The 26,023-nt window shown below is 61.0% G+C and carries 28 protein-coding genes and 3 pseudogenes; 14 read left to right on the top strand and 17 right to left on the bottom strand.

The window, feature by feature from the left end:
* A pseudogene (locus BMW49_RS24995) lies at nt 1–275 on the top strand (hypothetical protein); the annotation flags it as partial.
* 85 nt (nt 276–360) lie between these two features.
* On the opposite strand, the gene tyrS reads toward BMW49_RS24995, so the two are convergent.
* A complete protein-coding gene (tyrS, locus tag BMW49_RS20515; RefSeq protein WP_069520764.1) occupies nt 361–1,560 on the bottom strand; it encodes a tyrosine--tRNA ligase in 1,200 nt (399 codons plus the stop codon).
* Between the two features lie 211 nt (nt 1,561–1,771).
* On the opposite strand from tyrS, the gene BMW49_RS20510 reads away from it, so the two are divergent.
* Both BMW49_RS20510 and BMW49_RS20505 read left to right on the top strand, forming a co-directional pair.
* A complete protein-coding gene (locus tag BMW49_RS20510; protein WP_069520767.1) occupies nt 1,772–3,184 on the top strand; it encodes a peptidoglycan DD-metalloendopeptidase family protein in 1,413 nt (470 codons plus the stop codon).
* 3 nt (nt 3,185–3,187) lie between these two features.
* Nucleotides 3,188–4,279, top strand: coding sequence for an anhydro-N-acetylmuramic acid kinase (locus tag BMW49_RS20505; RefSeq protein WP_069520770.1), 1,092 nt, complete (start codon nt 3,188–3,190; stop codon nt 4,277–4,279).
* A gap of 54 nt (nt 4,280–4,333) precedes the next feature.
* Here BMW49_RS20505 and erpA read toward each other — a convergent pair whose 3' ends face one another.
* The 4 genes from erpA to argC all read right to left on the bottom strand — a co-directional run bounded on the left by erpA (nt 4,334) and on the right by argC (nt 6,944).
* The gene (gene erpA / locus BMW49_RS20500) at nt 4,334–4,684 is read right to left on the bottom strand and encodes an iron-sulfur cluster insertion protein ErpA (RefSeq protein ID WP_069520772.1); all 351 of its coding nucleotides are present in this window, start codon (nt 4,682–4,684) and stop codon (nt 4,334–4,336) included.
* 73 nt (nt 4,685–4,757) lie between these two features.
* On the bottom strand, nt 4,758–5,171 hold the full coding sequence (locus tag BMW49_RS20495) for a bactofilin family protein (RefSeq protein WP_069520774.1): 414 nt from the start codon (nt 5,169–5,171) through the stop codon (nt 4,758–4,760).
* Entirely contained in the window at nt 5,161–5,910 is a 750-nt protein-coding gene (locus BMW49_RS20490) for a DUF6776 family protein (RefSeq protein ID WP_069520777.1), read from the bottom strand. The genes BMW49_RS20495 and BMW49_RS20490 overlap by 11 nt, the downstream gene beginning before the upstream one ends.
* Nucleotides 5,910–6,944 carry an N-acetyl-gamma-glutamyl-phosphate reductase gene (argC, locus tag BMW49_RS20485; RefSeq protein WP_069520779.1) on the bottom strand — a complete coding sequence of 345 codons (1,035 nt, stop codon included), beginning with the start codon at nt 6,942–6,944 and terminating at the stop codon, nt 5,910–5,912. The genes BMW49_RS20490 and argC overlap by 1 nt, the downstream gene beginning before the upstream one ends.
* A gap of 134 nt (nt 6,945–7,078) precedes the next feature.
* Between argC and hemJ the strand changes: the two genes are divergently transcribed.
* From hemJ to BMW49_RS20465, 4 genes are all read left to right on the top strand, one after another.
* Complete coding sequence (gene hemJ / locus BMW49_RS20480) at nt 7,079–7,507, top strand: protoporphyrinogen oxidase HemJ (RefSeq protein WP_069520781.1); 429 nt, start codon at nt 7,079–7,081, stop codon at nt 7,505–7,507.
* 26 nt (nt 7,508–7,533) lie between these two features.
* On the top strand, nt 7,534–8,493 hold the full coding sequence (locus BMW49_RS20475; protein WP_069520783.1) for an NAD(P)H-dependent flavin oxidoreductase: 960 nt from the start codon (nt 7,534–7,536) through the stop codon (nt 8,491–8,493).
* 185 nt (nt 8,494–8,678) lie between these two features.
* Nucleotides 8,679–9,674: a DUF805 domain-containing protein gene (locus tag BMW49_RS20470; protein ID WP_069520785.1), complete on the top strand. Its 996-nt coding sequence runs from the start codon at nt 8,679–8,681 to the stop codon at nt 9,672–9,674.
* Between the two features lie 61 nt (nt 9,675–9,735).
* Nucleotides 9,736–10,530: an SDR family NAD(P)-dependent oxidoreductase gene (locus tag BMW49_RS20465; protein WP_069520787.1), complete on the top strand. Its 795-nt coding sequence runs from the start codon at nt 9,736–9,738 to the stop codon at nt 10,528–10,530.
* On the opposite strand, the gene BMW49_RS20460 is transcribed toward BMW49_RS20465, so the two are convergent.
* Nucleotides 10,517–11,998 carry an AAA family ATPase gene (locus tag BMW49_RS20460; protein WP_069520789.1) on the bottom strand — a complete coding sequence of 494 codons (1,482 nt, stop codon included), beginning with the start codon at nt 11,996–11,998 and terminating at the stop codon, nt 10,517–10,519. The genes BMW49_RS20465 and BMW49_RS20460 overlap by 14 nt on opposite strands.
* A gap of 162 nt (nt 11,999–12,160) precedes the next feature.
* On the opposite strand from BMW49_RS20460, the gene coq7 reads away from it, so the two are divergent.
* Nucleotides 12,161–12,808 carry a 2-polyprenyl-3-methyl-6-methoxy-1,4-benzoquinone monooxygenase gene (coq7, locus tag BMW49_RS20455; protein WP_069520791.1) on the top strand — a complete coding sequence of 216 codons (648 nt, stop codon included), beginning with the start codon at nt 12,161–12,163 and terminating at the stop codon, nt 12,806–12,808.
* A gap of 109 nt (nt 12,809–12,917) precedes the next feature.
* Here the strand turns inward: coq7 and BMW49_RS20450 are convergent, their stop codons facing one another.
* Nucleotides 12,918–13,340 carry an OsmC family protein gene (locus BMW49_RS20450; protein ID WP_069520793.1) on the bottom strand — a complete coding sequence of 141 codons (423 nt, stop codon included), beginning with the start codon at nt 13,338–13,340 and terminating at the stop codon, nt 12,918–12,920.
* Nucleotides 13,341–13,613: 273 nt separating this feature from the next.
* On the opposite strand from BMW49_RS20450, the gene crp reads away from it, so the two are divergent.
* Entirely contained in the window at nt 13,614–14,258 is a 645-nt protein-coding gene (gene crp / locus BMW49_RS20445) for a cAMP-activated global transcriptional regulator CRP (protein WP_069520795.1), read from the top strand.
* A gap of 180 nt (nt 14,259–14,438) precedes the next feature.
* Here the strand turns inward: crp and BMW49_RS20440 are convergent.
* Nucleotides 14,439–14,627: pseudogene (locus tag BMW49_RS20440) on the bottom strand (DUF2798 domain-containing protein); the annotation flags it as partial.
* Between the two features lie 324 nt (nt 14,628–14,951).
* Between BMW49_RS20440 and BMW49_RS25700 the strand changes: the two are divergent.
* The 3 genes and pseudogenes from BMW49_RS25700 to mdaB all read left to right on the top strand — a co-directional run.
* A pseudogene (locus BMW49_RS25700) lies at nt 14,952–15,749 on the top strand (MCP four helix bundle domain-containing protein); the annotation flags it as partial.
* An 18-nt stretch (nt 15,750–15,767) separates the two neighbouring features.
* A complete protein-coding gene (locus tag BMW49_RS25695; RefSeq protein WP_425272768.1) occupies nt 15,768–16,607 on the top strand; it encodes a methyl-accepting chemotaxis protein in 840 nt (279 codons plus the stop codon).
* Between the two features lie 182 nt (nt 16,608–16,789).
* Nucleotides 16,790–17,383 carry an NADPH:quinone oxidoreductase MdaB gene (mdaB, locus tag BMW49_RS20430; RefSeq protein WP_069520801.1) on the top strand — a complete coding sequence of 198 codons (594 nt, stop codon included), beginning with the start codon at nt 16,790–16,792 and terminating at the stop codon, nt 17,381–17,383.
* On the opposite strand, the gene BMW49_RS20425 is transcribed toward mdaB, so the two are convergent.
* The 3 genes from BMW49_RS20425 to BMW49_RS20415 all read right to left on the bottom strand — a co-directional run bounded on the left by BMW49_RS20425 (nt 17,374) and on the right by BMW49_RS20415 (nt 19,322).
* Nucleotides 17,374–17,829 (bottom strand): hypothetical protein, encoded by a 456-nt coding sequence (locus tag BMW49_RS20425; protein WP_069520802.1) that lies wholly within the window; start codon nt 17,827–17,829, stop codon nt 17,374–17,376. The two genes, mdaB and BMW49_RS20425, sit on opposite strands and share 10 nt — an antisense overlap.
* A gap of 224 nt (nt 17,830–18,053) precedes the next feature.
* Nucleotides 18,054–18,830, bottom strand: a complete 777-nt coding sequence (locus BMW49_RS20420) for a type IV pili methyl-accepting chemotaxis transducer N-terminal domain-containing protein (RefSeq protein ID WP_244168384.1) — start codon at nt 18,828–18,830, stop codon at nt 18,054–18,056.
* A 300-nt stretch (nt 18,831–19,130) separates the two neighbouring features.
* The gene (locus BMW49_RS20415; RefSeq protein WP_069520806.1) at nt 19,131–19,322 is read right to left on the bottom strand and encodes a CsbD family protein; all 192 of its coding nucleotides are present in this window, start codon (nt 19,320–19,322) and stop codon (nt 19,131–19,133) included.
* 190 nt (nt 19,323–19,512) lie between these two features.
* Here BMW49_RS20415 and BMW49_RS20410 point away from each other — a divergent pair, with 190 nt between their 5' ends.
* Nucleotides 19,513–20,097, top strand: coding sequence for a hypothetical protein (locus tag BMW49_RS20410; protein ID WP_069520808.1), 585 nt, complete (start codon nt 19,513–19,515; stop codon nt 20,095–20,097).
* A 117-nt stretch (nt 20,098–20,214) separates the two neighbouring features.
* On the top strand, nt 20,215–20,496 hold the full coding sequence (locus BMW49_RS20405; RefSeq protein ID WP_069520809.1) for a peptidylprolyl isomerase: 282 nt from the start codon (nt 20,215–20,217) through the stop codon (nt 20,494–20,496).
* 54 nt (nt 20,497–20,550) lie between these two features.
* On the opposite strand, the gene BMW49_RS20400 is transcribed toward BMW49_RS20405, so the two are convergent.
* The 6 genes from BMW49_RS20400 to trpE all read right to left on the bottom strand — a co-directional run bounded on the left by BMW49_RS20400 (nt 20,551) and on the right by trpE (nt 25,892).
* Nucleotides 20,551–21,414, bottom strand: a complete 864-nt coding sequence (locus BMW49_RS20400; protein ID WP_069520811.1) for a CAP domain-containing protein — start codon at nt 21,412–21,414, stop codon at nt 20,551–20,553.
* A gap of 120 nt (nt 21,415–21,534) precedes the next feature.
* Entirely contained in the window at nt 21,535–21,717 is a 183-nt protein-coding gene (locus tag BMW49_RS20395) for a hypothetical protein (RefSeq protein WP_069520813.1), read from the bottom strand.
* A 212-nt stretch (nt 21,718–21,929) separates the two neighbouring features.
* On the bottom strand, nt 21,930–22,766 hold the full coding sequence (gene trpC / locus BMW49_RS20390; protein ID WP_069520815.1) for an indole-3-glycerol phosphate synthase TrpC: 837 nt from the start codon (nt 22,764–22,766) through the stop codon (nt 21,930–21,932).
* Nucleotides 22,763–23,809, bottom strand: coding sequence for an anthranilate phosphoribosyltransferase (gene trpD / locus BMW49_RS20385; RefSeq protein WP_069520817.1), 1,047 nt, complete (start codon nt 23,807–23,809; stop codon nt 22,763–22,765). Before trpD ends, trpC begins: the two co-directional genes overlap by 4 nt.
* Entirely contained in the window at nt 23,806–24,402 is a 597-nt protein-coding gene (locus tag BMW49_RS20380; RefSeq protein ID WP_069520819.1) for an aminodeoxychorismate/anthranilate synthase component II, read from the bottom strand. The genes trpD and BMW49_RS20380 overlap by 4 nt, the downstream gene beginning before the upstream one ends.
* A gap of 11 nt (nt 24,403–24,413) precedes the next feature.
* Nucleotides 24,414–25,892: an anthranilate synthase component I gene (trpE, locus tag BMW49_RS20375; RefSeq protein WP_069520821.1), complete on the bottom strand. Its 1,479-nt coding sequence runs from the start codon at nt 25,890–25,892 to the stop codon at nt 24,414–24,416.
* Nucleotides 25,893–26,023 lie beyond the last annotated feature (131 nt).

Here is a 26,023-nt window from a genome sequence, read left to right as displayed (position 1 = left end):
GTCTCAACCGAGGCGCGCATCTTACAGCAGCCTCATTTCCTGTCAAGCGGTTTCGAAAATTTCTTTTCAACTTCAACCGCTTGCGCTTACGATCAATCCAAGTCTCTCGTCAGCGGGAGGCGAATTCTACAGCGTTTCAAACCGCTGTCAACCACCTCTTTTACCGCCTCAACTCAACTTCGACCAACCTGCCAACGACGCTAAAACCACTACCTCGTCAGCCCGGCGCATTCTACACAGCTTTCGCTGCTTTGCAACCCCTCTTTTTAAGCTAACTCATTGATTTAAAACGAGTTATCCGAGAAGTCCGCGCCGGAAGAGGTGCGCATTATAGGCTCACAGGAAAAGGCGTCAAGGAGTTTATTGCGCTTTTAACGAGATACGCGCGAATGCTTTCTTGCCGGCCTGACATACATGGGTTGCGCCCACTTTAAACAGGAAGCCGCGATCCACCACTTCGCCATCAATGCGCACACCACCAGCATTTAGCAGGTCACGAGCCATGGCAGCGTTCTTCACCAGCCCTGCCTTATTAAGCAATGCCGCAATCGGCATATCTTCGGCGCTGACGAGCTCAACCTCTGGAAGATCCTCAGGGAGTTCGCCTTCCTTCATGCGGTTACCCGCCGAGCGATGAGCGCTAGCAGCTGCCTCCTCACCATGGAACCGCGCGACTATCTCTTCAGCCAGCTTGATTTTGATATCACGCGGGTTAGCGCCCTGCTCGATATCGCGCTTGAACTGCGTAATCTCATCCATCGTGCGGAAGCTCAGCAGCTCGAAATACCGCCACATGAGCACATCAGGAATGGAAACCAGCTTGCTGTACATGACACCAGGCGCTTCCTGGATACCAACATAGTTGCCCAAGGACTTGGACATCTTCTTGACGCCATCAAGCCCTTCGAGCAATGGCATGGTGACAACGCACTGCGAAGCCTGACCATAAGCGCGCTGCAACTCACGCCCCATCAGCAGGTTGAATTTCTGATCGGTTCCACCCAGCTCGACGTCCGCCCGTAGCGCTACCGAGTCATAACCCTGCACCAACGGATAGAGAAACTCGTGAATGGCGATCGGCTGATTTGTCGAATAGCGCTTGCTGAAGTCGTCACGCTCTAGCATTCGAGCAACGGTGTACTGAGAGGTCAGGCGAATGAAATCTGCCGGCCCCATGGCATCCATCCACGTGGAGTTGAACGCAACTTCGGTCTTTGCTGGATCGAGAATCTTGAAAACCTGAGTCTTGTAAGTCTCCGCATTTTCGAGCACCTGCTCGCGAGTCAGCGGCGGGCGAGTCGCGCTCTTGCCGCTAGGATCGCCGATCATTCCGGTGAAGTCTCCTATAAGGAAGATCACCTGGTGACCCAGCTCCTGGAACTGCCGCAGCTTGTTAATAAGCACGGTGTGCCCAAGGTGCAGATCCGGGGCGGTCGGATCGAAACCGGCCTTGATCCGTAACGGCACCCCTCGCTTGAGCTTTTCCACCAGCTCGGACTCGACCAGAACTTCTTCCGCGCCGCGCTTGATCAGCGCCAACTGCTCTTCAACCGACTTCATGACAGGACTCACGACCACTCAAAAACGAAAGGGAACCAACCATACAAGATCGGGGACAAATCACAAGTTTTGCCCAGTACCGGGGCGTTGAAGGCAAAAGCCCCGGTCCTAGGGTTGCCTCATGGGGCTTTTGGTTATATTTTATACAGTTACTGCATATTCATCATGTTCTTCATCTTTTCCTTTTCACCTTCAAATCAAAAAGCAGCCTATGACCTCTCCAACTAAAGCGCCGCCGCTATATCCCAAAACCCACATCCTCGCAGCCAGCGGGGTGGCCGCCCTCCTCAGCCTGGCCCTGCTGGTGTTCCCCTCCCGTGAAGTAGAAGCAAAAAAGACATCGCTTGATCTGGACCTTGAAAGCTCAGCCGAATACGCCCCTCAGGACACACCCCTCCTTGATGACAATGCGCTGACTGAGGACCAAGACACCTCTCCCTTCGCTCAGACTGGAACCCCTAACGAAACCGCCGAACAGCCTGGGGCAGAAGAACCGAACACTGCGCAGGCACCCGTCGACCCGCTGCACAAGGTGGTGCGCGTCGCGAATGGCGACACCCTCTCAACTGTATTTACCAAGGTCGGCCTATCAGCCAACACCCTTCACGATGTGCTCAGTAGCAGCAAAGACGCAAAGCAGTTCAGTCGCTTAAAAGTCGGCCAGGACCTGGCTTTTACGCTTACAGCCGACGGCCAGCTGCAAAGCCTGAGCAGCAAACTCGATGCCCTTGAAAGCATCCGCCTGGAGAAAGCCGAGAGCGGCTATGCATTCGAACGAGAGCTGATCAAACCGGACGTGCGCTCTGTCTATAGTCATGGCGTTATTGACAGCTCACTGTTCGTGGCTGCCAAGCGTGCCGGCCTGCCGCACAATCTGACGATGGATCTGGCCAATGTATTCGGCTACGACATCGACTTCGCCATGGACATCCGCGAAGGCGATGAATTTGAAGTGATCTATGAAGAGAAAGTAGTCGGTGACAAACGTGTCGGCAGCGGCGACATTCTCTCTGCACGCTTCACCAACCGCGGCAAGACTTACACTGCGGTGCGCTACACCGACAAGCAGGGCAATACCAGTTACTACAACGCCGATGGCACAAGCATGCGCAAGGCGTTTATTCGCACACCGGTAGACTTCGCCCGCATCAGCTCGCGCTTCTCCAATGGCCGCCGCCACCCCATCCTCAACAAGATCCGCGCCCACAAAGGCGTCGACTACGCCGCGCCGCGCGGCACACCGATCAAGGCTGCTGGTGATGGCAAGGTTATTTTGGCCGGTCGCAAAGGGGGCTATGGCAATACCGTGGTCATCCAGCACGGCCGCAGCTATCGCACGCTGTATGCGCATATGCAGGGTTTTGCCAAAGGTGTGCGCAATGGCTCAAGCGTCAAGCAGGGTCAGATCATCGGCTACATCGGTACCACGGGGCTTTCGACAGGGCCGCATCTGCATTACGAGTTCCAGGTAAACGGCACCCATGTCGATCCGCTGAGCCAGAAACTGCCAATGGCCGACCCTATCGCCAAAAGTGAAAAGGCGCGCTTCATGCAACTGAGCACGCCGCTGATGGCCCGCATGGACCAGGAGAAATCCACCATGCTCGCCCTCAACAAGCGCTGATCAATGCCGCTCTACCTGGGTGTAATGTCCGGCACCAGCCTGGATGGGCTGGACATTGCACTGATTGAGCAAACCACCACGACTCAACTGCTGGCTACGCACTACCTGCCAATGCCTGATGACCTGCGCCAGGCATTATTGGCCTTGTGCGTATCGGGTAATGATGAGCTGGCACGTGCCGCACTGGCCGAGCAGCGCTGGGCAGAGTTGGTTGCAACAGGCATCCATGGTTTGCTTGCGGAAAAACAGTTGCAGGCCGGTCAGATCCGCGCAATTGGTAGCCACGGTCAGACCGTACGCCATGAGCCTGCACGGAGCTTCACCATCCAGATTGGCAACCCTGCTCTGCTGGCAGAGTTGACCGGCATTGCCGTCGTGGCAGATTTTCGTCGTCGCGATGTAGCAGCCGGTGGCCAGGGTGCACCGTTGGTACCGGCATTTCACGAAGCGCTGTTTGCCGATGCCACACAACGCCGCGCCATTCTCAACGTCGGCGGCTTCAGTAATCTCAGCCTGCTGCAGGCAGGACAACCGGCAAGCGGCTTCGACAGTGGGCCGGGCAACGTGCTTATGGATGCCTGGATCGAGCGTCACCAGGGTCTCGCCTATGACCGCGATGGTGCCTGGGCAGCTAGCGGTCAGGTGCAGCCTGACTTGCTCAAGGCACTCCTTTCCGATGCGTTCTTCCAGACGCAAGGCCCGAAGAGCACCGGGCGTGAGCTGTTCAACCTTCCCTGGCTGGATCGTCACCTCGCCGTGCATCCAGTCCTCGATCCCGCCGACGTGCAAGCGACGCTACTTGAGCTCAGCGTCCAGAGCATCGTCCGTGCTTTGCGCCAAGCTCAACCCATCACAGACCAACTGCTGGTATGTGGCGGCGGCGCACACAACCGTAGCTTGATGACTCGGCTCGCGGAATTGCTTGAGGGCACCCATGTCGCCAGTACCGAGGCCTATGGCATTGCGCCAGACTGGGTGGAGGCCATGGCGTTCGCTTGGCTTGCACACTGCTGCATGGAATCGATACCCGCCAACCGCCCCAGTGTCACCGGCGCCCGCGGCCTAAGGGTGCTTGGCGCGATCTACCCGGCCTGAACCACAAACGAAAACGCCGTGCATAAGCACGGCGTTTCTATTCAGCGGCAGGGCTCAGATCGAGAAGGACGAGCCACAACCACAGGTGGTGGTGGCGTTCGGGTTCTTGATCACGAAGCGTGAACCCTCAAGACCTTCCTGATAGTCGACCTCGGCACCGGCAAGGTATTGAAAACTCATCGGATCGACAACCAGACTGACGCCTTCGCGCTCGACAATGGTGTCATCGTCAGCGACTTCCTCATCAAACGTGAAGCCATACTGAAAGCCCGAGCAGCCGCCGCCGGTCACAAAGACCCGCAATTTGAGGCGAGGATTGCCCTCCTCATCGACCAGGCTCTTCACCTTGCTCGCCGCGCCTTGCGTAAACAGCAAGGCTGTGGGGGTGAAGGTTTCGACGCTCATTCTGACTCTCTCCTGGCGCAGTGCGCCTTGTTGCGTTGAGGCTTCATATTATCCGCTTACCCGAGAAAAGCGGTCAACTATTCTGCATATCCAGGGTTTCCGGCAGTTGCAGGGGCGTGCTGGCTTCGCCAAGCGGGCACAAACGCCCCTCGATCTTCGCCCCCATCGCCATCTCCATCAGAGCGTAATACAGGTTACCGCGTACCCGCGCACGACTGCCCAACTCGAGATGCTCGCCGGCATGTACATCACCTACCACTTCGCCATCAATGACTATATGGGGAGCGCGTAGCTCGCCTTCAACCCGACCTTCGACACTGACCCGCACCATCCCGTCAGTGGCCAACAGGTTACCGCTGACCCGTCCATCGATCTGCACGGCACCTTGAAAGCACAGGCTGCCACTCAGCTCAGCGCCCGCGGCGATCAGGCTGGTTTTGCCGGTGAAGCGCTGCAGGTCGGTCTTGCTCTTGTCTTTACTCCACATTGGGAATCGTCACTCTTGCGTCTAACCATTTGAATGTTCGGACCAGGGGTTTCTCTCCCTTGACCTGTGCCTGCACCTTGACCTCATCCGGGATAAAACCCTCCGGCACCGCGAGCTCGCCAAAACGTGCCGCCTCAGGAATAGCCTGAAAGTGCTTGAAGGAAAAGGCAATCGTTTGATCAGTCAGGGCATCAGCTAACCCTTCGGTCAGCGGCGCCAGTTCGAGACTGACAGCTTGCTTGTCCCGATGCCCATCGATCACCACGTGCAGTTGCCCCTGCAACGGTTCTTCACCATCACCGACTCGGCTCAACAACAATTTGTAGCGGAAGCGGCCAGGTACATCTGTGGGTTGCAGCTCGAACGTCTGAATACGCAAGCCCTCACGCCGACTACCGGGCGCCAGGACACCTTTATAGAACGCCAGATTCTGCTGCAACTTGAAGATCTGCTCTTCCAGTAATTTGATCGTCAGGCGACTTTGCTCATTAGCCTGCTGGGCCACGCGCTCGCCACTACTGACCACCGCCAGGCGCTGCTGCAGGTCTTCTACCTCCTGACGCAATTCGCCCTCCTGCTGGCGCTTGGTGTGTGCACCCTCGCCAGCGGGCGCCGCCAGGAAAGACCACTGCGTACCCAGGTAGAAAGCCAGCGGAATAGCCAGAATCAGCGCAGCCAACGCCAGACGCACGCGCCGGGTACGGCGCGGGTCAGTAGGGCGAACCTCCCAGCCGCCCATCAGGGCAGCAGGGCTGCGTGGGACAGACCCAGACGCTCATCGAGCCCGAAGATAATGTTCATGTTCTGCACCGCCTGGCCAGAGGCGCCCTTGACCAGGTTATCAATGACCGACAGCACCACCACCAGATCACCATTCTGCGGACGATGCACGGCGATCCGGCAGACGTTGGCACCGCGCACACTGCGGGTTTCCGGGTGGCTGCCGGCGGGCATCACATCGACGAAGGGTTCATTGGCATAGCGCTGTTCGAACAGCGCCTGCAGGTCCACCGAGCGATCGACTACAGTGGCGTAGAGAGTCGCATGTATGCCGCGGATCATTGGTGTCAGGTGCGGCACAAAGGTCAGGCCGACATCCTTACCAGCAGCCCGGCGCAGCCCCTGGCGAATTTCTGGCAGATGCCGATGGCCTTTCACCCCGTAGGCTTTCATGCTCTCGCCGGCCTCGCTGAACAGCGAACCAACACTGGCACCGCGGCCAGCACCGCTGACCCCGGACTTGCAGTCGGCGATCACTTGCGTGGTATCGGCCAGACCGGCCTCCAGCAACGGAATCAGCGCCAGCTGTGCGGCAGTGGGATAGCAACCCGGCACCGCAATCAGGCGCGCCTGCTTGATCGCTTCACGATTGACCTCAGGCAAGCCATACACCGCTTCCGGCAGCAGGTCCGGCGCGCCATGGGGCTGGCCATACCACTTGGCCCATTCGTCAGCATCCTGCAGACGGAAGTCAGCCGACAGGTCGATGACCTTGGTCCCAGCAGCGAGCAGCTCACCGGCCAGGGCGTGGGCCACACCATGGGGCGTAGCGAAGAACACCACATCACATGCGCCGAGGGTAGCGACATCCGGCACGCTGAAGGCGAGATCCGGGTAGTGACCACGCAGGTTCGGGTACATCTCGTCGACCCGCAGTCCCGCCTCGGAACGCGAGGTAATGACCTCGACCTGTGCCTGTGGGTGCTGGGCCAGCAGACGCAGCAGCTCCACGCCCGTGTAGCCTGTGCCGCCGACGATACCTACCTTGACCATGACGCGCCCCTTGCAAAGAACCATTGGAAAGTTGCCGATGATAAGGCCGCATCGGCCAGGGGCCAACCATGCAGATGACGCACGGCGCACAGGCCTCTACTATCAGAGCCTTAATCTGACCCCGGAGGGGCATCATGCTTTACCTATGGCTCAAGGCCCTGCACATCATCGCCATGGTCTGCTGGTTCGCCGGCCTGTTCTATCTACCGCGGCTGTTCGTCTACCACGCGATGAGTGATGACGCGCCCAGCCGCGAGCGTTTCTGCGTGATGGAGCGCAAGCTCTACCGCGGCATCATGCAGCCTTCCATGATTGCCACAGTGGGCCTGGGCATCTGGCTGCTGACGCTCAACCCGAGCTACTACTTCAGCCAGGACTGGATGCACGCCAAGCTGACCCTGGTCGTGCTGCTGATTGGTTATCACCATGTCTGTGGCGCCCAACTCAAGCGCTTTGCCAACGGCGAAAACCAACGCAGCCATGTGTTCTACCGCTGGTTCAACGAAGCCCCGGTGCTGGTACTGCTTGGGGTCGTCATCCTGGTCGTCGTCAAACCGTTCTGAGCCAATCCGTTCGCTGGAGTTTCGCCATGTCGCTACCCGCCCTGCTCGAAAATCGCCTGCGCCTGCCAGTGGTTGCCGCGCCGATGTTCCTGGTGTCCAACCCGCAATTGGTGCTGGCGTGCTGCAACAACGGCATCGTCGGCAGCTTTCCGGCCCTCAATCAGCGCGACAGCAGCGGCTTCAAACACTGGCTGGAAACCATCGAAGCAGGCCTGCAGAGCAGCGCAGCACCTTACGCGGTCAACCTGATCGTCCACGCCAGCAACCCTCGCCTGCAGGCAGACCTGGCGTTGTGCGTGGCCCATCAAGTACCGATCGTCATTACCAGCCTGGGCGCGGTAAAGGATGTGGTCGATGCCGTGCACAGCTACGGCGGACTGGTATTCCATGATGTCACCACCCGCCGGCATGCCGAAAAAGCTGCCGAGGCCGGCGTCGATGGGCTGATCGCCGTAGCCGCCGGTGCCGGCGGCCATGCCGGGACCTGGAGCCCGTTCGCGCTGATCGCCGAGATACGCCAGTTTTTCGACAAGACCTTACTGCTGGCCGGCTGCCTCAACCATGGCCACGAAATTCTCGCCGCCCAGCTGCTCGGCGCCGACCTGGCCTACCTGGGCACGCGCTTCATCGCCACCCAGGAGAACGACGCCTCACCGGCCTACAAGCAGATGCTGCTGGACGCGCGCGCCGCCGATATCATCCATACCCCGGCGGTATCCGGTGTCCCCGCCAGCTTTATGCGTCAGAGCCTTGAGCAGGCCGGCTACGACTTGCAACGCCTGGGCAAGGGCGAGGTGAACTATGGCGAGAAGCTCAAGCCGATGAGCGAGGAAGCCAAGGCCTGGAAGACCGTCTGGTCCGCCGGACAAGGCGCTGGCGGAATCAACGACCTGCCCAGCGTGGCGGCGCTGATCGAGCGCCTGGACCAGGAGTACCGGGATGCCCTGGCAAGGAGTCAGCGCTTATCCCAGCATCTGAGCCGCTGACAGACGCTTCGGCCAGCCAATTCTGCTGCTGGTCGGCCGATGCTTCACCTGTAGCGCTATGTTGACGCAGGCTTGCCCAGTGTTAAAACACTCAGTACATCGCCCCCTCGCCGAATGCTCGGCGAAATGCTTAGCTACATCCAGCACCCGGTGCTGACCCACAGTGCGTCAACAAGGAAGCTCGCATGGCCCCGACCCGTTACAAGATCGTGTTTGATGGTGAACTGATGCCAGAAATGGCGCTCGATACCGTCAAGGATAACCTCGTTCGTCTGTTCAAGAGCGACCACACGCGCATAGACAGCCTGTTCAAGGGCGGCACCGTCGCTCTCAAGCGCGACCTGACAGATGAAGAGGCCGAGCATTATCTGGCTGCGCTGCAACGCGCCGGAGCCTGCGTGCGCAAGGAGCACGACCTGGCTGCCAATCTGTCACTGGTAGCGGCTGACCCAGCCCCCATCGCGCCCTCGACCAGCCTGCCTGAGATGAGCTGTCCGAAGTGCGCCCATCGCCAGCCCAAGAGCCCGGAATGCATGGCCTGCGGCATCATCATCGACAAGTACCTGGCGCGCCAGGCGCAACTGGCTGAACAAACACCGGCGCAGCCACCTGCAACCGCTCAACCATCAGCCGCGGCCCACCCTTACGCAACGCCGCGGGCTGATGTGACCGAAGCGCTGCCCGAAGTGAGCGAACTGAAGGTCTTTTCCATCAACGGCCGCATCGGCCGCCTGCGCTACCTGGCCTGGTCCCTGGTGATGATGGCAGCCTTCGTCGCAGTCATGGGGGTGGTCGGTATCGCGGCAGCACTCTCCGACATAGTCGGTGGCTTACTGACCATCGTCTTGGTAGTGGCCATGCTGGTGATCAGCGTGCAGATCGGCGCACAGCGCCTCCACGATATCGGCTGGAGCGCCTGGCTGCTGCTACTTAACCTGGTGCCGTTGGTAAATAGTGTTTTCTGGTTACTGATGCTGCTGATCCCGGGGAATGACGGCGCCAACCGCTATGGTCCGCCGGCACCGCCGAACAGCCTGCCAGTGAAAATTCTCGCCGGGCTGTTCATTGCACTGATGCTCGGCAGTATCATCGCGCTCTTTCTTGGCGGCTTCGCCATGCTGGCCATGGGCTTGGCCATGAGCGGGCTGGACTTCAGCAGCCTGTCCTCCCCCAGCAACTGAGTCGCCACCCTGCCCTTGCCACGCCCCGCCACCGCGGGGCGTACGCCAAACCGGAGTCGCTATGCCCCGTTACGCTCTCGTTACTGGCGCCTCCAGCGGTATTGGCCTGGCCCTGGCCGAAGCGTTGGCGCGCCGTGGGCGCAACCTGATCCTGGTGGCACGTCAACGCGATGCGCTGGAAAGCATCGCCTACGAGCTGGCCCAGCGCTTTGGCGTGGAGGTGCTGTTTCGCACCTGCGACCTGGCGCAACCGATTCAACTGTCGGGCCTGCTGCATGAGCTGGAGCAAAGCGACTACCTGATCGAGCTGCTGGTCAACAATGCCGGCATCGGCCAGCACGGCGCCTTTATCGAGCAGGACTGGAGCGACGTGCAGCGCCTGGTCGAACTCAACATGCTCGCGCTTACTCGCCTGTGTCACGCTATCGGTGGCGCCATGGCCCGCCGCGGTCAAGGGCAGATTCTCAACGTTGCCTCGCTGGCAGCCTTCCAGCCAGGTCCGTGGCTGAGCAGTTACTGCGCCAGCAAGGCCTATGTGCTGCATTTTTCCGAAGGGTTGCGCGTCGAACTGGCGTCCAGCGGGGTCGGCGTATCCGTGTTGTGCCCCGGCCCGACGCGCAGCGCCTTCTTTCGCAAGGCCGGCATGAACCTGAACAACCTGGCGGGCAGCAAGCTGGTGCTGAGCGCCGAAGAAGTGGCCCTGCTGGCCATGCGCGGCCTGGACAAGAATCGCGCAGTGATCATCCCAGGCTGGCGCACCCGCCTGCTCAGTCGCTTGCCACGGCTACTGCCGCGCAGCCTCACCCGCCTGATCAGCGGCCGACTCAATCGTCGCGTCGCACTCAACCCGCCTTGACGGTGCGACCCTGAGCCCAGGCGCGCAACGCGGCCAGGTCTTCGGCCATCACCACCGACAGCGGCGAGGTGCTTTGCAGGCTGTGCGCCAGCAGCACCTGGTCCACCGCTTGTTGGCGGGCCTGGGCGGCATACAGGGCGCTGACCACCGCCTGCTCCAACTCTGCGCCAGAGAAGCCCTCGCTCAACGCCACCAGCGCGCCCATGTCAAAGGTTTCCGGTGCCAGGTCACGACGGCACAGGTGAATGCGCAAAATCTCATCCCGTACCTCGGCGGTCGGTAAGTCGACAAAGAACAACTCGTCGAAACGCCCCTTGCGTACCAGCTCCGGCGGCAGATGGGCGATGACATTGGCAGTGGCGACCATAAATACCGGCGCCTTACGCTCAGCCATCCAGGTCAGCAGAGTGCCCAATACCCGCTGACTGACCCCACCGTCATTGTCGCCGGTAGCCAGGCCTTTTTCGATCTCATCCATCCACAGCACGCAGGGCGCCATCTGCTCGGCCAGCCGCAGGGCTTCGCGCAGGTTGCGCTCGGTTTCGCCGAAGAACTTGTTGTACAGGCTGCCGAAATCCAGGCGCAGCAGCGGCACACCCCAGAGCCCCGCGACCGCCTTGGCCGCCAGGCTCTTGCCGCCACCCTGCACCCCCACCAGCAGCATGCCTTTGGGCGAATCACTGCCCTGCCCTTGCAGAAACACCGTTTGCCGCTCGGCCAACCAGCGTTTGAGATTGAGCAGCCCACCCACCTCGGCAAAGCGCGCCGTGTCGTGCTCGAAACTCAACACGCCCTCCAGGTCCAGCAGTTGGAATTTGGTGCGATTGAGTTCCGGCAAATCGTCCTGGGTGATGGCACCATCGTCACAGATGATGGTACGCGCCAGTGAACGCGCCTCCGCATGACTCATACCGCGCAGGTTCTTCACCACCTGCTGCAACGTGAGGTTGTCGGTGCGCACCCGCGCGCTGCGGTTGCGCTCGCTCCAGCGGCTGGCCTCTTCGCGGACAATGGACAACAGCTCTTCTTCACTGGGTAGAGCCAGGCTGAAGCGCGCCGCAAAACGCTGCACCTCCGGCGGCAATTTGCAGGCGTGGGACACCAGCACCAGGGTGGGCGCCTGCGCGCTCTGGCGCATGGCAATGTCCTTGAGCAAGCGCACTAACCGCGGGTTGTCATCCAGAAAGGGATGCAGATCGCAGGCGACATACAGCGTTGGCTGCGGGTCCGCCTTGATCAAGCGCAGCGCCACTTCAGGGTCCTGACTGGCCGGAGCATCGTCCGGGGCGGGCACACCGGCACTGCGTTGCAAACCTTCGGTAATCGACCAGGTCTGCAACCCCAAACCGCGCTTGACCGCCAGACTGGTCAGGGTTTCCAGCACCCGCGGCTCATCCCAGGACTCGATCAGGATCAGTTTGATCCGGGAGTCGATGACCAGTCCCAGGTCATGGATATCATTCTTCACATGCGCTCCTGCCAAACATCTCGGCCATGATCATAGGCGCCTCCATCCTCGCCGCAGGCGTGCCGCCGTGCAAGTCAGCGAGCGCCTGAGACGATGCACCGCAAGCCGCAGCTGGACGTTTGGAGTAAACTGACGGCCGTTGTGACCTGCCGGAGAATGACCATGGCCAGTGAACGTCAGTATTCCCCCCTCGATCGCCTGCTGCTGCAAGCCGACACCGCGCTGCGCACCCTGCTGCCCTTCAGTGGCCAGCCGGGCAGGCCTTCGCCTGCCATCGTGCAGCCCGACGCGCAACTCGATGAACAGCAGACACGTCACATCGCCGGTCTGATGCGCATCAACCACACCGGCGAGGTCTGCGCCCAGGCGCTTTATCAGGGCCAGGCGCTGACGGCCAAGCTGCCCGAAGTCCGCGCGGCCATGGAGCATGCCGCGGAAGAGGAAATCGACCACTTAGCCTGGTGCGAACAGCGCATCCGCCAACTGGGTAGCCAGCCCAGCGTGCTCAACCCGCTGTTCTATGGCCTGTCCTTCGGCGTTGGGGCAGTGGCCGGGCTGATCAGCGACAAGGTCAGCCTGGGTTTTGTTGCCGCTACCGAAGACCAGGTGGTCAAACACCTCGATGACCACCTGGAGCAGTTACCGCCGGAAGACGAAAAGTCGCGAGCGATCCTCGAGCAGATGCGCACCGACGAGCAGGCCCACGCCAGCAACGCCCTGGAGGCCGGCGGCCTGCGCTTCCCGGCGCCGGTGAAGCTCGGCATGTCCCTGCTATCCAAGGTGATGACATCAAGCACCTACCGCATCTGAGGGCTTACCTCAGCCAGCAAAAAGGGCGCCGCGGCGCCCTTTTTGCTGAGTATCGAAGTATTAGGGTCTGCTCCCGTTTCGTCGTGAGCGAACGAAACGGCAACAGACCCTAGCCCAGCTCGACAATCTCGTAGTCGTGAGTGATTTCCACACCGGCGCGACCCAGCATGATCGATGCCGAGCAGTACTTCTCCGCCGACAGCTCGACGGCCCGCTTGACCTGAGCCTCTTTCAACCCGCGCCCCTTGACCACGAAATGCAGGTGAATCTTGGTGAACACCTTCGGCTCTTCAGTGGCACGTTCGGCCTCGAGGAAGGCCTCACAGCTTTCCACCGGCTGGCGTGACTTCTTCAGGATACTCACCACATCGAAATTGCTGCAGCCACCCAGGCCGATCAGCAGCATTTCCATGGGCCGTATGCCCAGATTGCGCCCGCCACTCTCCGGTGGACCGTCCATGACGACCGCGTGGCCACTGCCCGACTCGCCGATGAACAGGGCTTCGCCAGCCCACTGAATACGCGCTTTCATTACGCGGCCCCCGCAGTTAAAAAGAGCCGTAGCTTAGCACAGCGCCTATGCTGTAAGAGGCATGCAAGGGCGACCTGGACCCAAGAACGGCCTCGACCTACATCACAGATCGAGCAAAGTTCAACAGCCTTATGCTACGTACGTCGCAAAACAGACCCTTGCCTAAAAGTGTTTGCTAAGCTGACGCCGGATTACTGGCACACTCGACCGAAAATTAGACTTATAAAAAATCGTCAGCCGGATAAGGCTTCATTATTACACTCGGGACTTCGCATGGTCGCTATCACCCTCACACCCAAGATCAAGAACCTGGACAAGCTTCTCGCCCATTGTCATCGCCGTCGCTACACCGCAAAAAGCACCATCATTTATGCGGGCGACCGCTGCGAAACTCTGTTCTTCATCGTCAAAGGCTCGGTCACCATCCTGATCGAAGATGACGATGGTCGGGAAATGATCATCGCCTATCTCAACTCGGGGGACTTTTTTGGCGAAATGGGTCTGTTCGAAAAGGATGGTACAGAGAAGGAACGCAGCGCCTGGGTCCGTGCCAAGACCGAGTGCGAGGTCGCCGAACTCAGCTACGCCAAGTTCCGCGAACTGACCCTGCAAGACCCGGACATTCTGTTCGCCCTCGGCAGCCAGATGGCCGAGCGCCTACGCAACACCACACGCAAGGTTGGCGACCTGGCTTTCCTCGACGTCACCGGCCGCGTTGCCCGCACCCTGCTCGACCTGTGCAAGCAACCTGACGCCATGACCCACCCTGACGGCATGCAGATCAAGATTACCCGCCAGGAAATCGGTCGTATCGTCGGCTGCTCACGAGAAATGGTCGGGCGTGTCCTCAAGGCTCTGGAAGAACAGGGCCTGGTCCACGTCAAAGGCAAGACCATGGTGGTATTCGGCACCCGCTGAGTCACCAGCCTGAGCCTGGGCAACCAACGAATCGAACTCGTTGAAACTGTCGAAAGTGAGGAGGGCGATGTGCATGACAAGCTCGGCCGTAGCGTCGGCCTGCATTCTCGGCTCGGCGCGATGCAGCGGATAGACACTGTCACGCCCTACGATAGCCAAACAGGCACCTGACAACGCTCGTTACGGCACCGAACGAGTCGTCAAACGCACCAGCATCATGACCACCGGCCGCACGAACAGCACACAGCAAAAAGCGACCGGCATGGCCAACTGATAGGCCTTGATTACGCGCAGCAGATAACCCTCGCTCAAGCCGGTGTTGGCGGCGGTGATCACCAGGCATATCGGCAACGCCATGATGCCCGACATGATTGCCGTTTCGTTCGCGGCCGCGCCGGGCCCTTCGGGTGAGGCCGTCTAGGTTGCGCACAAAATCTCGCCATGCGCTGCTGGAGGACTTGGCAAGGGAACACCATTACCGGCGTCCTCTGCCTGGCGGAACGCCGCCCGGCCTGGCGAGATTTTTCGCGGCAACGCGGCTCGCGACGAAACGCAAACAGCCCCTAACAGGTAAAGAAGGCGGCTCATGATTTCCTCGTATCTGCCGACTTCCTGACCGGGTGCGAATGCATAGCCAACCTGCCGGCGTAGTCAGCTAGCCCCACCTATACTGCTGTTTCATTCTAATAAGGAATGGGCCTCATGCGCCTCGACTCACTGACTCTGAAAACCCGCCTGATTATCGCTGTGGCCATTCCCTGCATTGCCCTGATTCTGGTGGCAGTGACCAGCCTGAACAGCATGTCCACCATGCAGCAGCAGGCCAGTGCGCTGTACCTCAATACCTCGGCACCGATGCGCGCCATGGCCGAAGCAGCCTCACGCATCCCGCGCATGCGCGTGGGCATCGACATGATGCTGCTGCAGGACACAGGCCTGCGCGACGAACGCGGGGTCAAGACACGGGTTCAAGAGGCGCTCAACGAGGACATCCCAGGCATGCGCGAAGCCATGCGCAATGCAGTCGAGGCTCAGGTCAACCCGGAGCGCAAGGCCCAGGCACAGCGCCTGCTCGATCAGTTCGAGAGTATGGTGAGTGCAGAGCTGACCCCCCTGTTGCAAGCCCTCGATGGCGGCGATATGCCCCGCGCCCAGCAGATCTACCGTGACCAGTACGCCAAAAGTTATGGGGTGATGCGCCAGGGCGCCAACGAGCTGCTCGACGGTTTGCTGCAGCAGGCCGAGCAACAGAACCAGCGCAGCAATGAAAGTTATGCCAGCGGCCGCACCCGGCAACTGGCAATTATTGCCCTTGGCCTGGTGGTGTCCTTTATCACCGCCTGGTTGATCGTCGCCAACCTGCGCCGTCGCGTTTCCATCCTGCAGGACAAGCTGGGCAATGCCGCCGAAAACCTGGCACTGAATACGCGTATCGAGCTGCCAGGCCAGGACGAGCTGAGCGAGATCGCCAACAGCTTCAACCGCTTTATCGACAAGATTCACGGCACCATGCAGCAGTTGGCCGGCAACTCACGGCAGCTTTCGGCCATGGCCCGCGAAGTAGCCGAGCGTGCTCGCCTGACCCAGAGCAACTGCGCCGCCCAGAGTGATCGCACGGTGCAGGTCGCCACGGCGGTCCATGAGCTCGGCGCCACGGTCAACGAAATCGCCGGTAACGCCGAAAATGCCGCGCGCATGGCCAGCGAAGCCAGCACCCAGGCCGGCGATGGCCGCGACGTGGTGACCCAGGCTCAGCAACAGATCGAAACCCTCAGCGGCGAACTGCAGCAGGCCTCCCAGGTGGTCGAGACCCTCGCCGGGCAGATCAACGCGATCAGCTCGACGCTCAACACCATCCGCAGCATCTCCGAGCAAACCAACCTGCTGGCACTCAACGCCGCCATCGAAGCCGCCCGTGCCGGCGAACAGGGCCGCGGCTTTGCCGTGGTGGCTGACGAGGTGCGCACGCTGGCCAGCCGCTCGGGCGCTTCGACCGAAGAAATCCAGCAGGTGATCGACCGCCTGCAGCGCGAATCCCGCGCGGCGGTGGAGGTCATGGCCAGGGGCCGGCAGCAGAGCGAACAGGTGGTGGAGTACGCCGGCAGGGCCTCCGCGGCCCTGGAGCAGATCAATGGCCATATCAGCCAGATCAACGATCAGAACATTCAGGTGGCCACTGCGACCGAGGAGCAGTCCTGCGTGGTCGAGGAAATCAACCGCAACGTCGAGCAGATCAACCATTTCACCCAAGAAACCACCCAGATCGCCGACCAGCTCACCCAATCCAGCACCAGCCTGCAGAGCCTGTCGACGCAACTGGATGAACTGGTCGGACACTTTAAGCTGTAACACAGCGAGCGCGGATCAACCTGCCGCGCCACTCCCCATAGCAGTCAGCGTTACTAACGCTACAGCAGGCTTGGCCTCGCCATTCTTGCCCCTAGAGCACATGTCATTTGCGCCCCGGCCGGTGTTTCGGCAGGGGCGCAGGCTTTAGCATGCCGTTATTCCCCTATAAGGAGGCTGATGCCATGAAGAAGATCCTGCTGCTCAACGGCGGCAAACAGTTCGCCCATTCCGATGGCCGTTACAACACCACCCTGCATGACACCGCGCTGGCCTTTCTCGACCGCGCCGGCCATGACCTGCGCCAGACCCATATCGACGCGGGTTATGAGGTGGACGACGAGGTGGCCAAATACCTGTGGGCCGATGTGGTGATCTACCAGATGCCCGGCTGGTGGATGGGCGCACCCTGGACGGTGAAGAAGTACCTCGACGAAGTCTTTACCGCTGGCCATGGCAGCCTCTATGCCAGCGATGGTCGCACCCGCTCCGATGCCTCGCAGAAGTACGGCAGCGGCGGCATGATCCAGGGTAAGCAATACATGCTGTCGTTGACCTGGAATGCGCCGCAACAGGCCTTCGACGACCCGTCAGACTTCTTTGCAGGCAAGGGTGTGGATGCGGTCTACCTGCCGTTTCACAAGGCCAATGAGTTCCTGGGCATGACCGCCCTGCCAACCTTTCTCTGCGTCGACGTGATGAAACGCCCAGCCATCGAGGGGGATGTCCTGCGTTACCAAGAACATCTGGCTGAAGTCTTCGACACGCATCAGGCGTAAACGCTGATACCGCCCTTCTCCTGCAACCACTGGCGGTAGGTATCCAATGATTGGGTTTCCTTATCGCCATTGACGCCACTGAAGCTGATGCTCTTGTCCAGACCCTGATCGATCAGGGTCTGGACTTGCCCCAGCAGCTTATTGGCTTCGTCGCGGTCCAGGTCGGCGACATCCGGCAGCGGAATAGTGGCCGTAGCCGCACTGCCGCTTGCACCGCCGGCAGCCGTAGCACTGGAGGAGGCCGTCGTGCCCGTGCCGTTATTCAGCGCGCGCAGCAAACCACCTTCGCTGCGCGCGACTACCTGGCCGGCATAGCGGCGCAGTTCTGCCAGTGGGTCGCTGCTAGCGGCACCCTCGGCATTGGTGTCGGTCTTGGCGGATAAGGCATTCGCCTGGCTGGTGTAGTAACTGACCATCGCTGGGGTGCTGCTGGTGATGCTGGTCATAAGGCCTCCTGGCAGTGTCATGACCGGCATCAAGCAGAATCTGGGCCAGCTAGTGGCCACCCAGGCATTACAGGGCTTGCAGCGAACACCCAGCACGGCTCTTTGCCGTCAAAGGGCAAAACTTTGCCGACAGGGGAAACGAGAAATTGCCAGCGTCTTGCAGCGAATTGGACTGCTCGCCCGTGCCTGGCAAGAGGCGCCGGGCGCCGGGCGCAGGGGACGAATCAGAGGCCGTCTTCGCGCAAGCCGGCGTAGAGGCGGGTCATTTCGTTGAGCTGGCGGAACAGTGCTTCGGCGTTGATGGCAACGATGGTCGGCACAAATTCCTTGGAGGCGAAGGCCTTACTCGCGAACTGCCAGCGCGCATCGGTCTTGCGCAAGGCATCGGCGATTTCTGCGTTGGGGGCGCCAGCGGCTTGCAGCTCCTGCATGATCAGACCGAACTCTTTGACCGATGCCTCGAAAGACTCGTCCAGCCCCGGCGCCTCGACACCCCAGGCACGGGCCATGTAGAACATGGCACTGCGCTGGGTCAGCACGCGGTTCCAGCCACTGCGGTTGATCGAACGGGAAGCAGCATCGCCATTGAGTTGCTCGAACAGGTCTGTCGCCTGTTGGCACTGCTGCACCAGCTCCTCGGCTTTGGCCAGCACCGCAGGGGCCTGAGCCTTGTCTGGAGTGGCGGTGACCAGCACGCGGTATTCACTCCAGGTACGCTCGACTTTATCCAATGCAGCACGGATGGCGTCATTCGGCGCATAGGCTTTAAGTTGAGCGTGGTGATCCTCGAAAAGCGCCATGGTGTCGGTGAGCTGCTTGCTGGCGTCGTCAACCTTCACCCCAGAGCCGATCATCAGATAATCCTTGGCCACGATCTGCCCCAGACTGCGCTGCAGGGCTACCATGTTCATGGCCTCGAGCGGAGCCATCTGCGCCCAGCAGCTCAGGCTCAACAGGCTGCTGGCCAACAGCAGCGCACGCATAGCGTTCTTGATCAACACAGTAATCCTTGCAGGTTGTAGCGAGCGCTGCGCACGGGCATACGCTCGGATGGAAATCAGAACATGGGCGCCGCCGACGATGATCCAGTGTCAGCCCCATGCTCTTCATTCTAAACCCACATCGCCGATTTTGCCGCCTGCAACCCGCTGGATATATACCGGCACTGTTGCCCAGTACGCGAACCGGTGAACCCCATCACACAAGCTGCCTTCTTAGCAGCCCCCAGTGCTAACGACGAACGCTACGCATAAAAAAACCCGGCCCCCTTGAAAGGGCCGGGTTTTGCTCAGCGCCAGATGTCAGACCTTGTCGACACCGCGCTTGATCGCATCTTTCGCATCGCCCTTGAGCTGCTGGCCCTTGCCCTTGATCTGTTGGGCATCGCCTTCACCTTCCAGGCGTGGATTATCGGTCGCCTTGCCGATGCCTTCCTTGACCTTGCCGATGGTTTCGTTGGCATGGCCTTTCAGTTTGTCTTGAGTGCTACTCATATGACACCTCATTTCCTATGGGTTACAGGGATATCGAGGGCTACTGCTGGCAGAGGTTCGATTTATTTTTGCCGCGCCGCACGACTCAATTGCCCATACAAATCCGCTTGAACCATCGCTGCGCCGCGCACGACCAATATCGGGACAGGGCCGTAACACGCGCCTCCACTGACCTGAAAGAGGTACTTGCATGAGCCAGATACTGATCGCCGCATTCGACCACTACACTGAGGCCGACCAAGCCAAACAGGCCTTGATCGCCCAGGGCATCGCCAACGGGGCTATCCAGCTGTCGGCCTCCAGCAACCCAGCGACGGTCGACAGTGAGCCGATGGACATTGCCGCCGGCAAGCAGCAATCGCAGTCCGTGGGTGATGCGGTCAGCGCGTTCTTCCGCTCGGTATTCACCGATGACGCCGACACCGGCCCCTACCCTGAAGCCATGCGCCGCGGCTCGACGCTGGTCACCGTAAGCCTGGACAACAGCGCCCAGGTGCCGGCCGTGGAGGAAACCCTGACGCGCCATGGCGCCATCGACGTGAATGAACGCAGCAGCCAGTGGGGCGAAGATGAGCGACCGCTGACAGCCAGCACCGAAGCCCTGACCACCGGCTACCCGGATGCCACCTCGACCAGCAGCGGCGTAACCGACGCCGACAAGAGCACCGCTGAAGAACTGGCCGCGGGTGACAATGCCATACCCGGTCGCGCGGCCAATCGTCACGCACCGGGCCGCGACCATAGCGCAGGGCGTGTGCATATCGTTACCCGCTGAGGGCGCCCACCAGAGCCTGCTATCGGTCCGCTGGCGAAGCGCATCACGGCAAAAACGGCAGCGGACCTGGACAAGATTGCGGTAGGCTTCGCACTTCTTTGAAAGGAGTAACGCCCCATGGCCAAAGCCACTGCCCGCCACATCCTGGTTGCCACCGAAGATAAGTGCAACGAACTGAAAGCCGCTATCGAGGGCGGTGCCGACTTCGCCCAGGTCGCCAAGGACAACTCCAGCTGCCCGTCCAGCCGCCAGGGCGGTGACCTGGGCTCGTTCGGCCCAGGCCAGATGGTCAAGGAGTTCGATACCGTGGTATTCAGCGCTCCGGTCAACGTGGTGCAAGGCCCGGTGAAGACCCAGTTCGGTTATCACCTGCTCGAAGTCACCAGCCGCCAGGACTGATGACCGCGCGCGCTGCACCGCTCGGTGCAGCGCGTCATCCCAGCGTTCAGGCCTTCACTGTGGCGTACCGAACATCTGGGTCCAGTAAATACCTGCATCGCTCTGCGGATCAACCGCATAAGCCGCCCCCATCTCGCTGAACTCCGCATTCATCACGTTGAAACAGTGCGCCGGGCTGCTCAGCCAGCCGTCGACCACCTGTTTGGCACTGCCCTGCCCGGCGGCAATGTTCTCGCCGACCAACTGCCAGGCATAACCGGCGCGCGTGGCCCGCTGCCCGGCCAGGCTGCCATCGCGGGCGGTGTGGCTGAAGTAGTTGTGCGTGGCCATATCGCGGCTGTGCGCCAGCGCCGTCTGCGCCAGGCTATCGCTCCAACGCAAGGCCGGCGCAGCATCGACAGGCTGGGTGCCACAGCGCTGTGGCTTTGCACGGGCGGCATTGACCGCCTGCAACACCGCGCGACCGGCGTCCTCCCAGGTCGGCAGACCGGCCTGCAGCAGCGGCCGGGCGAGCACGATATGCCAACTATTGCCGACCTGTTGCACGCCGATGTCGGTGTACTGCGCATCCAGCACGGTGGCGCAGTAACGCTCGGTGACGGCCTTGGCCACGCTGGCCAGGGTCACGCTGCCAGACAGGCTGATGACCCGTACCGTGGCCGGCTGATAACCGGTCGCCTGCAAGGCTGCGAGCAGGTCGCTGCCGCCACTGATCTGAGCCCGGTCAAGACGCGCTTCGGCCTGCAACGGGCCGGCGGCATCGAATGCCTTACCCTGGCACTGCTGGGGCATTTGCCGGTAATCGTTGATCAGGTTAACTAACGCAGTGCGATCATCGGCCAGGGCGCTCGACGAGCCGGCCAACACAAACAGCAGAGCGAATACAGGACACGGACGGTCAGAAAACAAAACAGGCATCGTGCGGCTCGCTTGAGGTGATCTAGCAATGGCGCAAAATGAAATCACCCTGCGCAAGGCGCCGCCTTCGCAGGGTGATCAGGTGCATCCAAACTAGCAGGTTACTTCATCCCAGACAGATTATCTCGACTGGGCCAGGGCCGAGGACTCCAGCTCTGTCTTATATGCCTGCGCCTCTTCCTCGGAAGGGAACACCCCGACCAACTGGTCGTTCTGGTAGACATCCCAGGCCCGCTTGCCCATGGCAAGCGCCTCATGGGACATATGCTGTTCGTCACGCTCGGTCACTATTAATACGCTCATTTTACGTCTCCAGTTTTGCCGGATAAATGCTGCGCAAGGGTTTGCCACCGTACTTAGCTGGCTAAGCAACAATGCCTTTGTGACCGTATCAATTGGTTACAAGTTCCGCAAGGGACCGCTCCAGAGCGCCCCTGAATAGGCTTTGTTGCAGCCAGCGGGATTTTTCAGCAATAAAAAACCGGCGCATGCGCCGGTTGTTCAATGCCGATGGTTTAGCTGACATCCGGCCGAATGACGGCGCGCTTGCGTTCGGGGAAGAACAGGCGCTCCAGCTCGGCACCCGGGTTCTCGGCGCGCATGAAGGCTTCCCCCACCAGGAAGGCATAGACCTCGCTGATTTCCATAAGCTCGACATCGGCGCGGTTGAGGATTCCACTCTCGGTCACCACCAGGCGATCACGTGGAATACGTGGCAACAGATCCAGAGTGGTTTCCAGGCTGACGTCGAAAGTATGCAGATTACGGTTATTCACCCCGATCAGCGGCGTATCCAGGGTTTTCAGCGCACGTTCAAGCTCATCGCCGTCATGCACCTCCACCAATACGTCCAAATCAAAGGCTTTGGCCGTAGCCGCCAACTCGGCCATTTGCCCATCATCCAGGGCCGAGACGATCAGCAGGATGCAGTCAGCGCCCAGGGCGCGGGCCTCGACCACCTGGTAAGGGTCGATCATGAAATCCTTGCGGATCACCGGCAACGCGCAAGCGTCACGCGCCTGTTGCAGGTAGCGATCGGCACCCTGAAAGAAGTCGATATCGGTGAGCACCGACAGGCAGGTCGCGCCACCAGCGGCGTAGCTCGCGGCAATCGCCGCCGGGTCGAAGTCTTCGCGCAGCACGCCCTTGCTCGGCGAGGCCTTCTTGATTTCGGCGATTACCGCCGGCGCCTTGCGCTTGGCCTGTTCCAACAGCGCGCGGGCAAAGCCGCGGGGAGCATCGGCCTGGCGTGCTTCAGCCTCCAGATCGGCGAGGCTGACCAGGGCGCGACGCTCGGCCACTTCCTCGGCCTTGCGCGCGAGAATCTTCTCCAGAACGGTTGGAAGGCTCATCCTTCATTCTCCTGCTTGAACACCGCGGTAAAGGACACCAGCTCTTCCAGCTTCTCCCGCGCCAAGCCGGTATGCAAGGCATCGTGGGCCAGATGGATGCCATCCTTGAGGCTGGTCGCATGGTCCGCAGCATAAAGCGCGGCCCCGGCATTGAGCACAATCATATCGACGGCCTTCTGGCCATTCTCGGTTTTGCGCCGCCCCAGGGCATCCTGAATCAGCGCCAGCGACTGCTGGGCGTCGTCGACGGTCAGGCCGATCAGGCTCTGGCTCTTGATGCCGAAGTCTTCCGGCTGGATGCGGTATTCGCTGACCACACCATCCTTGAGTTCGGCAATGAAGGTCGGCGCTGCCAGGCTGATCTCGTCGAGACCGTCCTGGGCGTGCACCACCAGTACATGCTTGCTGCCCAGGCGCTGCAACACCTCAGCCATCGGCCGGCACAGCGCCTGACTGAACACGCCGATGACCTGATGCTTGACCCCTGCCGGGTTGGTCATTGGGCCGAGCATATTGAAGATGGTGCGCAGGCCCAGTTCGCGGCGCGGCCCGATGGCGTGCTTCATTGCGCCGTGGTGCGCCGGGGCGAACATAAAGCCGACGCCAACGCTCTCCACGCAGCGTGCCACTTGCTCGGGTGTGAGGTTGAGGTATACGCCGGCGGCTTCCAGCAGATCGGCGCTGCCGCTCTTGCCGGACACCGCGCGGTTACCGTGCTTGGCCACCAGCCCACCGGCGGCCGCCACGACAAACGCCGCCGCAGTAGAGACGTTAAAAATGTTCATGCCATCGCCACCGGTGCCGCAGGTGTCGACCAGGCGCTCGCCCTGAATATGCACGGGCGCGGCCAGCTCACGCATGATCTGCGCGGCCCCGACGATCTCGTCGATGGTTTCGCTCTTCATGCGCAGGCCCATGAGGAACGCGCCGATCTGCGCGTCGGTGCACTGGCCGGTCATGATCTCGCGCATCACCGCCTGCATTTCCTCGGTGTTCAGATCGAGCTGCGCGACGATACGGTTGAGGGCTTCCTTGATATTCATGGGCGCACGCCTCCGGTCTGCTTGAGGAAGTTGGCGAAGAGCTCGTGGCCCTGCTCGGTAAGAATGGACTCGGGGTGGAACTGCACCCCTTCGATATGCAGCGTCTTGTGCCGCAGGCCCATGATCTCATCCACCGAGCCATCGTCGAGCTGGGTCCAGGCGGTGATATCCAGGCAATCCGGCAAGGTCTCGCGCTTGACCACCAGGGAGTGATAGCGGGTCACGGTCAGCGGCATATTGAGGCCGGCGAATACGCCTTTGTCCTCATGGAACACCGGGCTAGTCTTGCCGTGCATCACTTGGCGCGCGCGCACCACCTCACCGCCGAAGGCCTGGCCGATGCTCTGGTGGCCCAGGCATACGCCGAGGATCGGCAGCTTGCCGGCAAAATGCTCGATCAGCGCCAGGGAGACGCCGGCTTCGCTGGGCGTACAGGGGCCGGGCGAGACCACGATGCGCTCGGGCTGCAGCGCTTCGATTTCGCCGATGCTCAGCTCATCGTTACGGATAACGTGCACATCGGCGCCCAGCTCACCCAGGTACTGCACCACGTTGTAGGTAAAGGAGTCGTAGTTATCGATCATCAAAAGCATGGTCCGGCCCCTTATTCGACAGTCTGTTCGGCGAGTGCGACGGCACGGAACATGGCGCGGCGCTTGTTCAGCGTCTCTTCCCACTCCAGCGCGGGAACCGAGTCGGCGACGATGCCGGCACCAGCCTGCACGTGCAGCTCGCCGTCCTTGATCACTGCAGTGCGGATGGCGATGGCGGTGTCCATATTGCCGTTCCAGGCGTAGTAACCGACCGCGCCGCCATACACACCGCGCTTGACCGGTTCCAGCTCATCGATGATTTCCATGGCGCGGATCTTCGGCGCGCCGGACAGGGTACCGGCCGGCAGAATGGCGCGCAGCGCGTCCATCGCCGTCAGCCCTTGTTTCAGGTGGCCGGTGACGTTGGAGACGATGTGCATGACATTGGAATAGCGCTCGATGACCATCTTCTCGGTGAGTTTGACCGAGCCGATTTCCGAGACACGACCGGTGTCATTGCGGCCCAGGTCGATCAGCATCAGGTGCTCGGCGACTTCCTTGGCGTCCGAGAGCAGGTCGTGCTCCAGCGCCAGGTCGGCCTCCTCGTTCGCACCACGCGGGCGAGTGCCGGCAATGGGGCGCACGGTGATCAGGTTGTCTTCCACACGCACCAGCACCTCGGGCGAGGAGCCGACCACATGGAAGTCGCCAAAATTGAAGAAGTACATATACGGCGTCGGGTTGATGCAACGCAGGGCGCGGTACAGGTCGATGGGCGCGGCCTTGAACGGGATCGACATGCGCTGGGAGATCACCACCTGCATGCAGTCGCCGGCCAGGATGTACTCCTTGATCGCGTTGACCGAGCGCTCATAGTCCTCACGGCTGAAGCTGGAGCGAAACACCGGCTCCGCGCCGGGCGGGGCATTCAGGTCGACACCCAGGCGCGGGGCAATCGGCTGGCGCAGCTGCTGCAAAATCCCCTGCAGGCGCGCCTGGCCCTGGGCGAAGGCGTCAGCATCGGCCGGGTCAGCCAGGACGATGGCGTGCATCTTGCCCGCCAGGTTGTCGAACACCACCACTGCATCGGAGACCATCAACAGGATATCCGGGGTTTGCAGCGGATCGGGATTAACGCCTGCGGCCAGCTTGGGCTCCACGTAACGCACGCTGTCGTAGGCAAAGTAGCCGACCAGGCCACCGTTGAAGCGCGGCAGGCCGGGGATGGTCGGCACCTGGTAACGCGCCTTGAACTGCTCGACGAAGGCCAGCGGGTCGGCACAGTCGTGCTGCTCCACCTCGACGCCATCGACCGACACGCTGACCCGCGAACCATAGGCGCGCAGCACGGTACGCGCCGGCAGGCCGATGATCGAGTAACGCCCCCACTTCTCGCCGCCCTGAACGGACTCAAGCAGGTAGGTGTTGGGCTGGTCGGCCAGTTTCAGGTAGATCGACAGCGGCGTGTCGAAGTCGGCCAGGGTTTCGTAGGCCAGGGGAATGCGGTTGTAGCCGGCAGCGGCTAAACGCAGAAATTCTTCATGGGTCATGATCAGCCTCGTGGCTTGGGGAATCGGTCAGGTGCGAACGGGCCGCAGGGCGCGGCAGAAGAATGTCAGGCGCGCCAGCGCCAACGGGCCAGGGCCTTGATGACCTTCATCCAGAGTTTGCAGGTGACCAC

The sequence above is a fragment of the Pseudomonas cuatrocienegasensis genome (assembly GCF_900110925.1).
Lineage (GTDB): Bacteria > Pseudomonadota > Gammaproteobacteria > Pseudomonadales > Pseudomonadaceae > Aquipseudomonas > Aquipseudomonas cuatrocienegasensis.
This window is presented reverse-complemented; position numbering and strand designations above follow the sequence as displayed.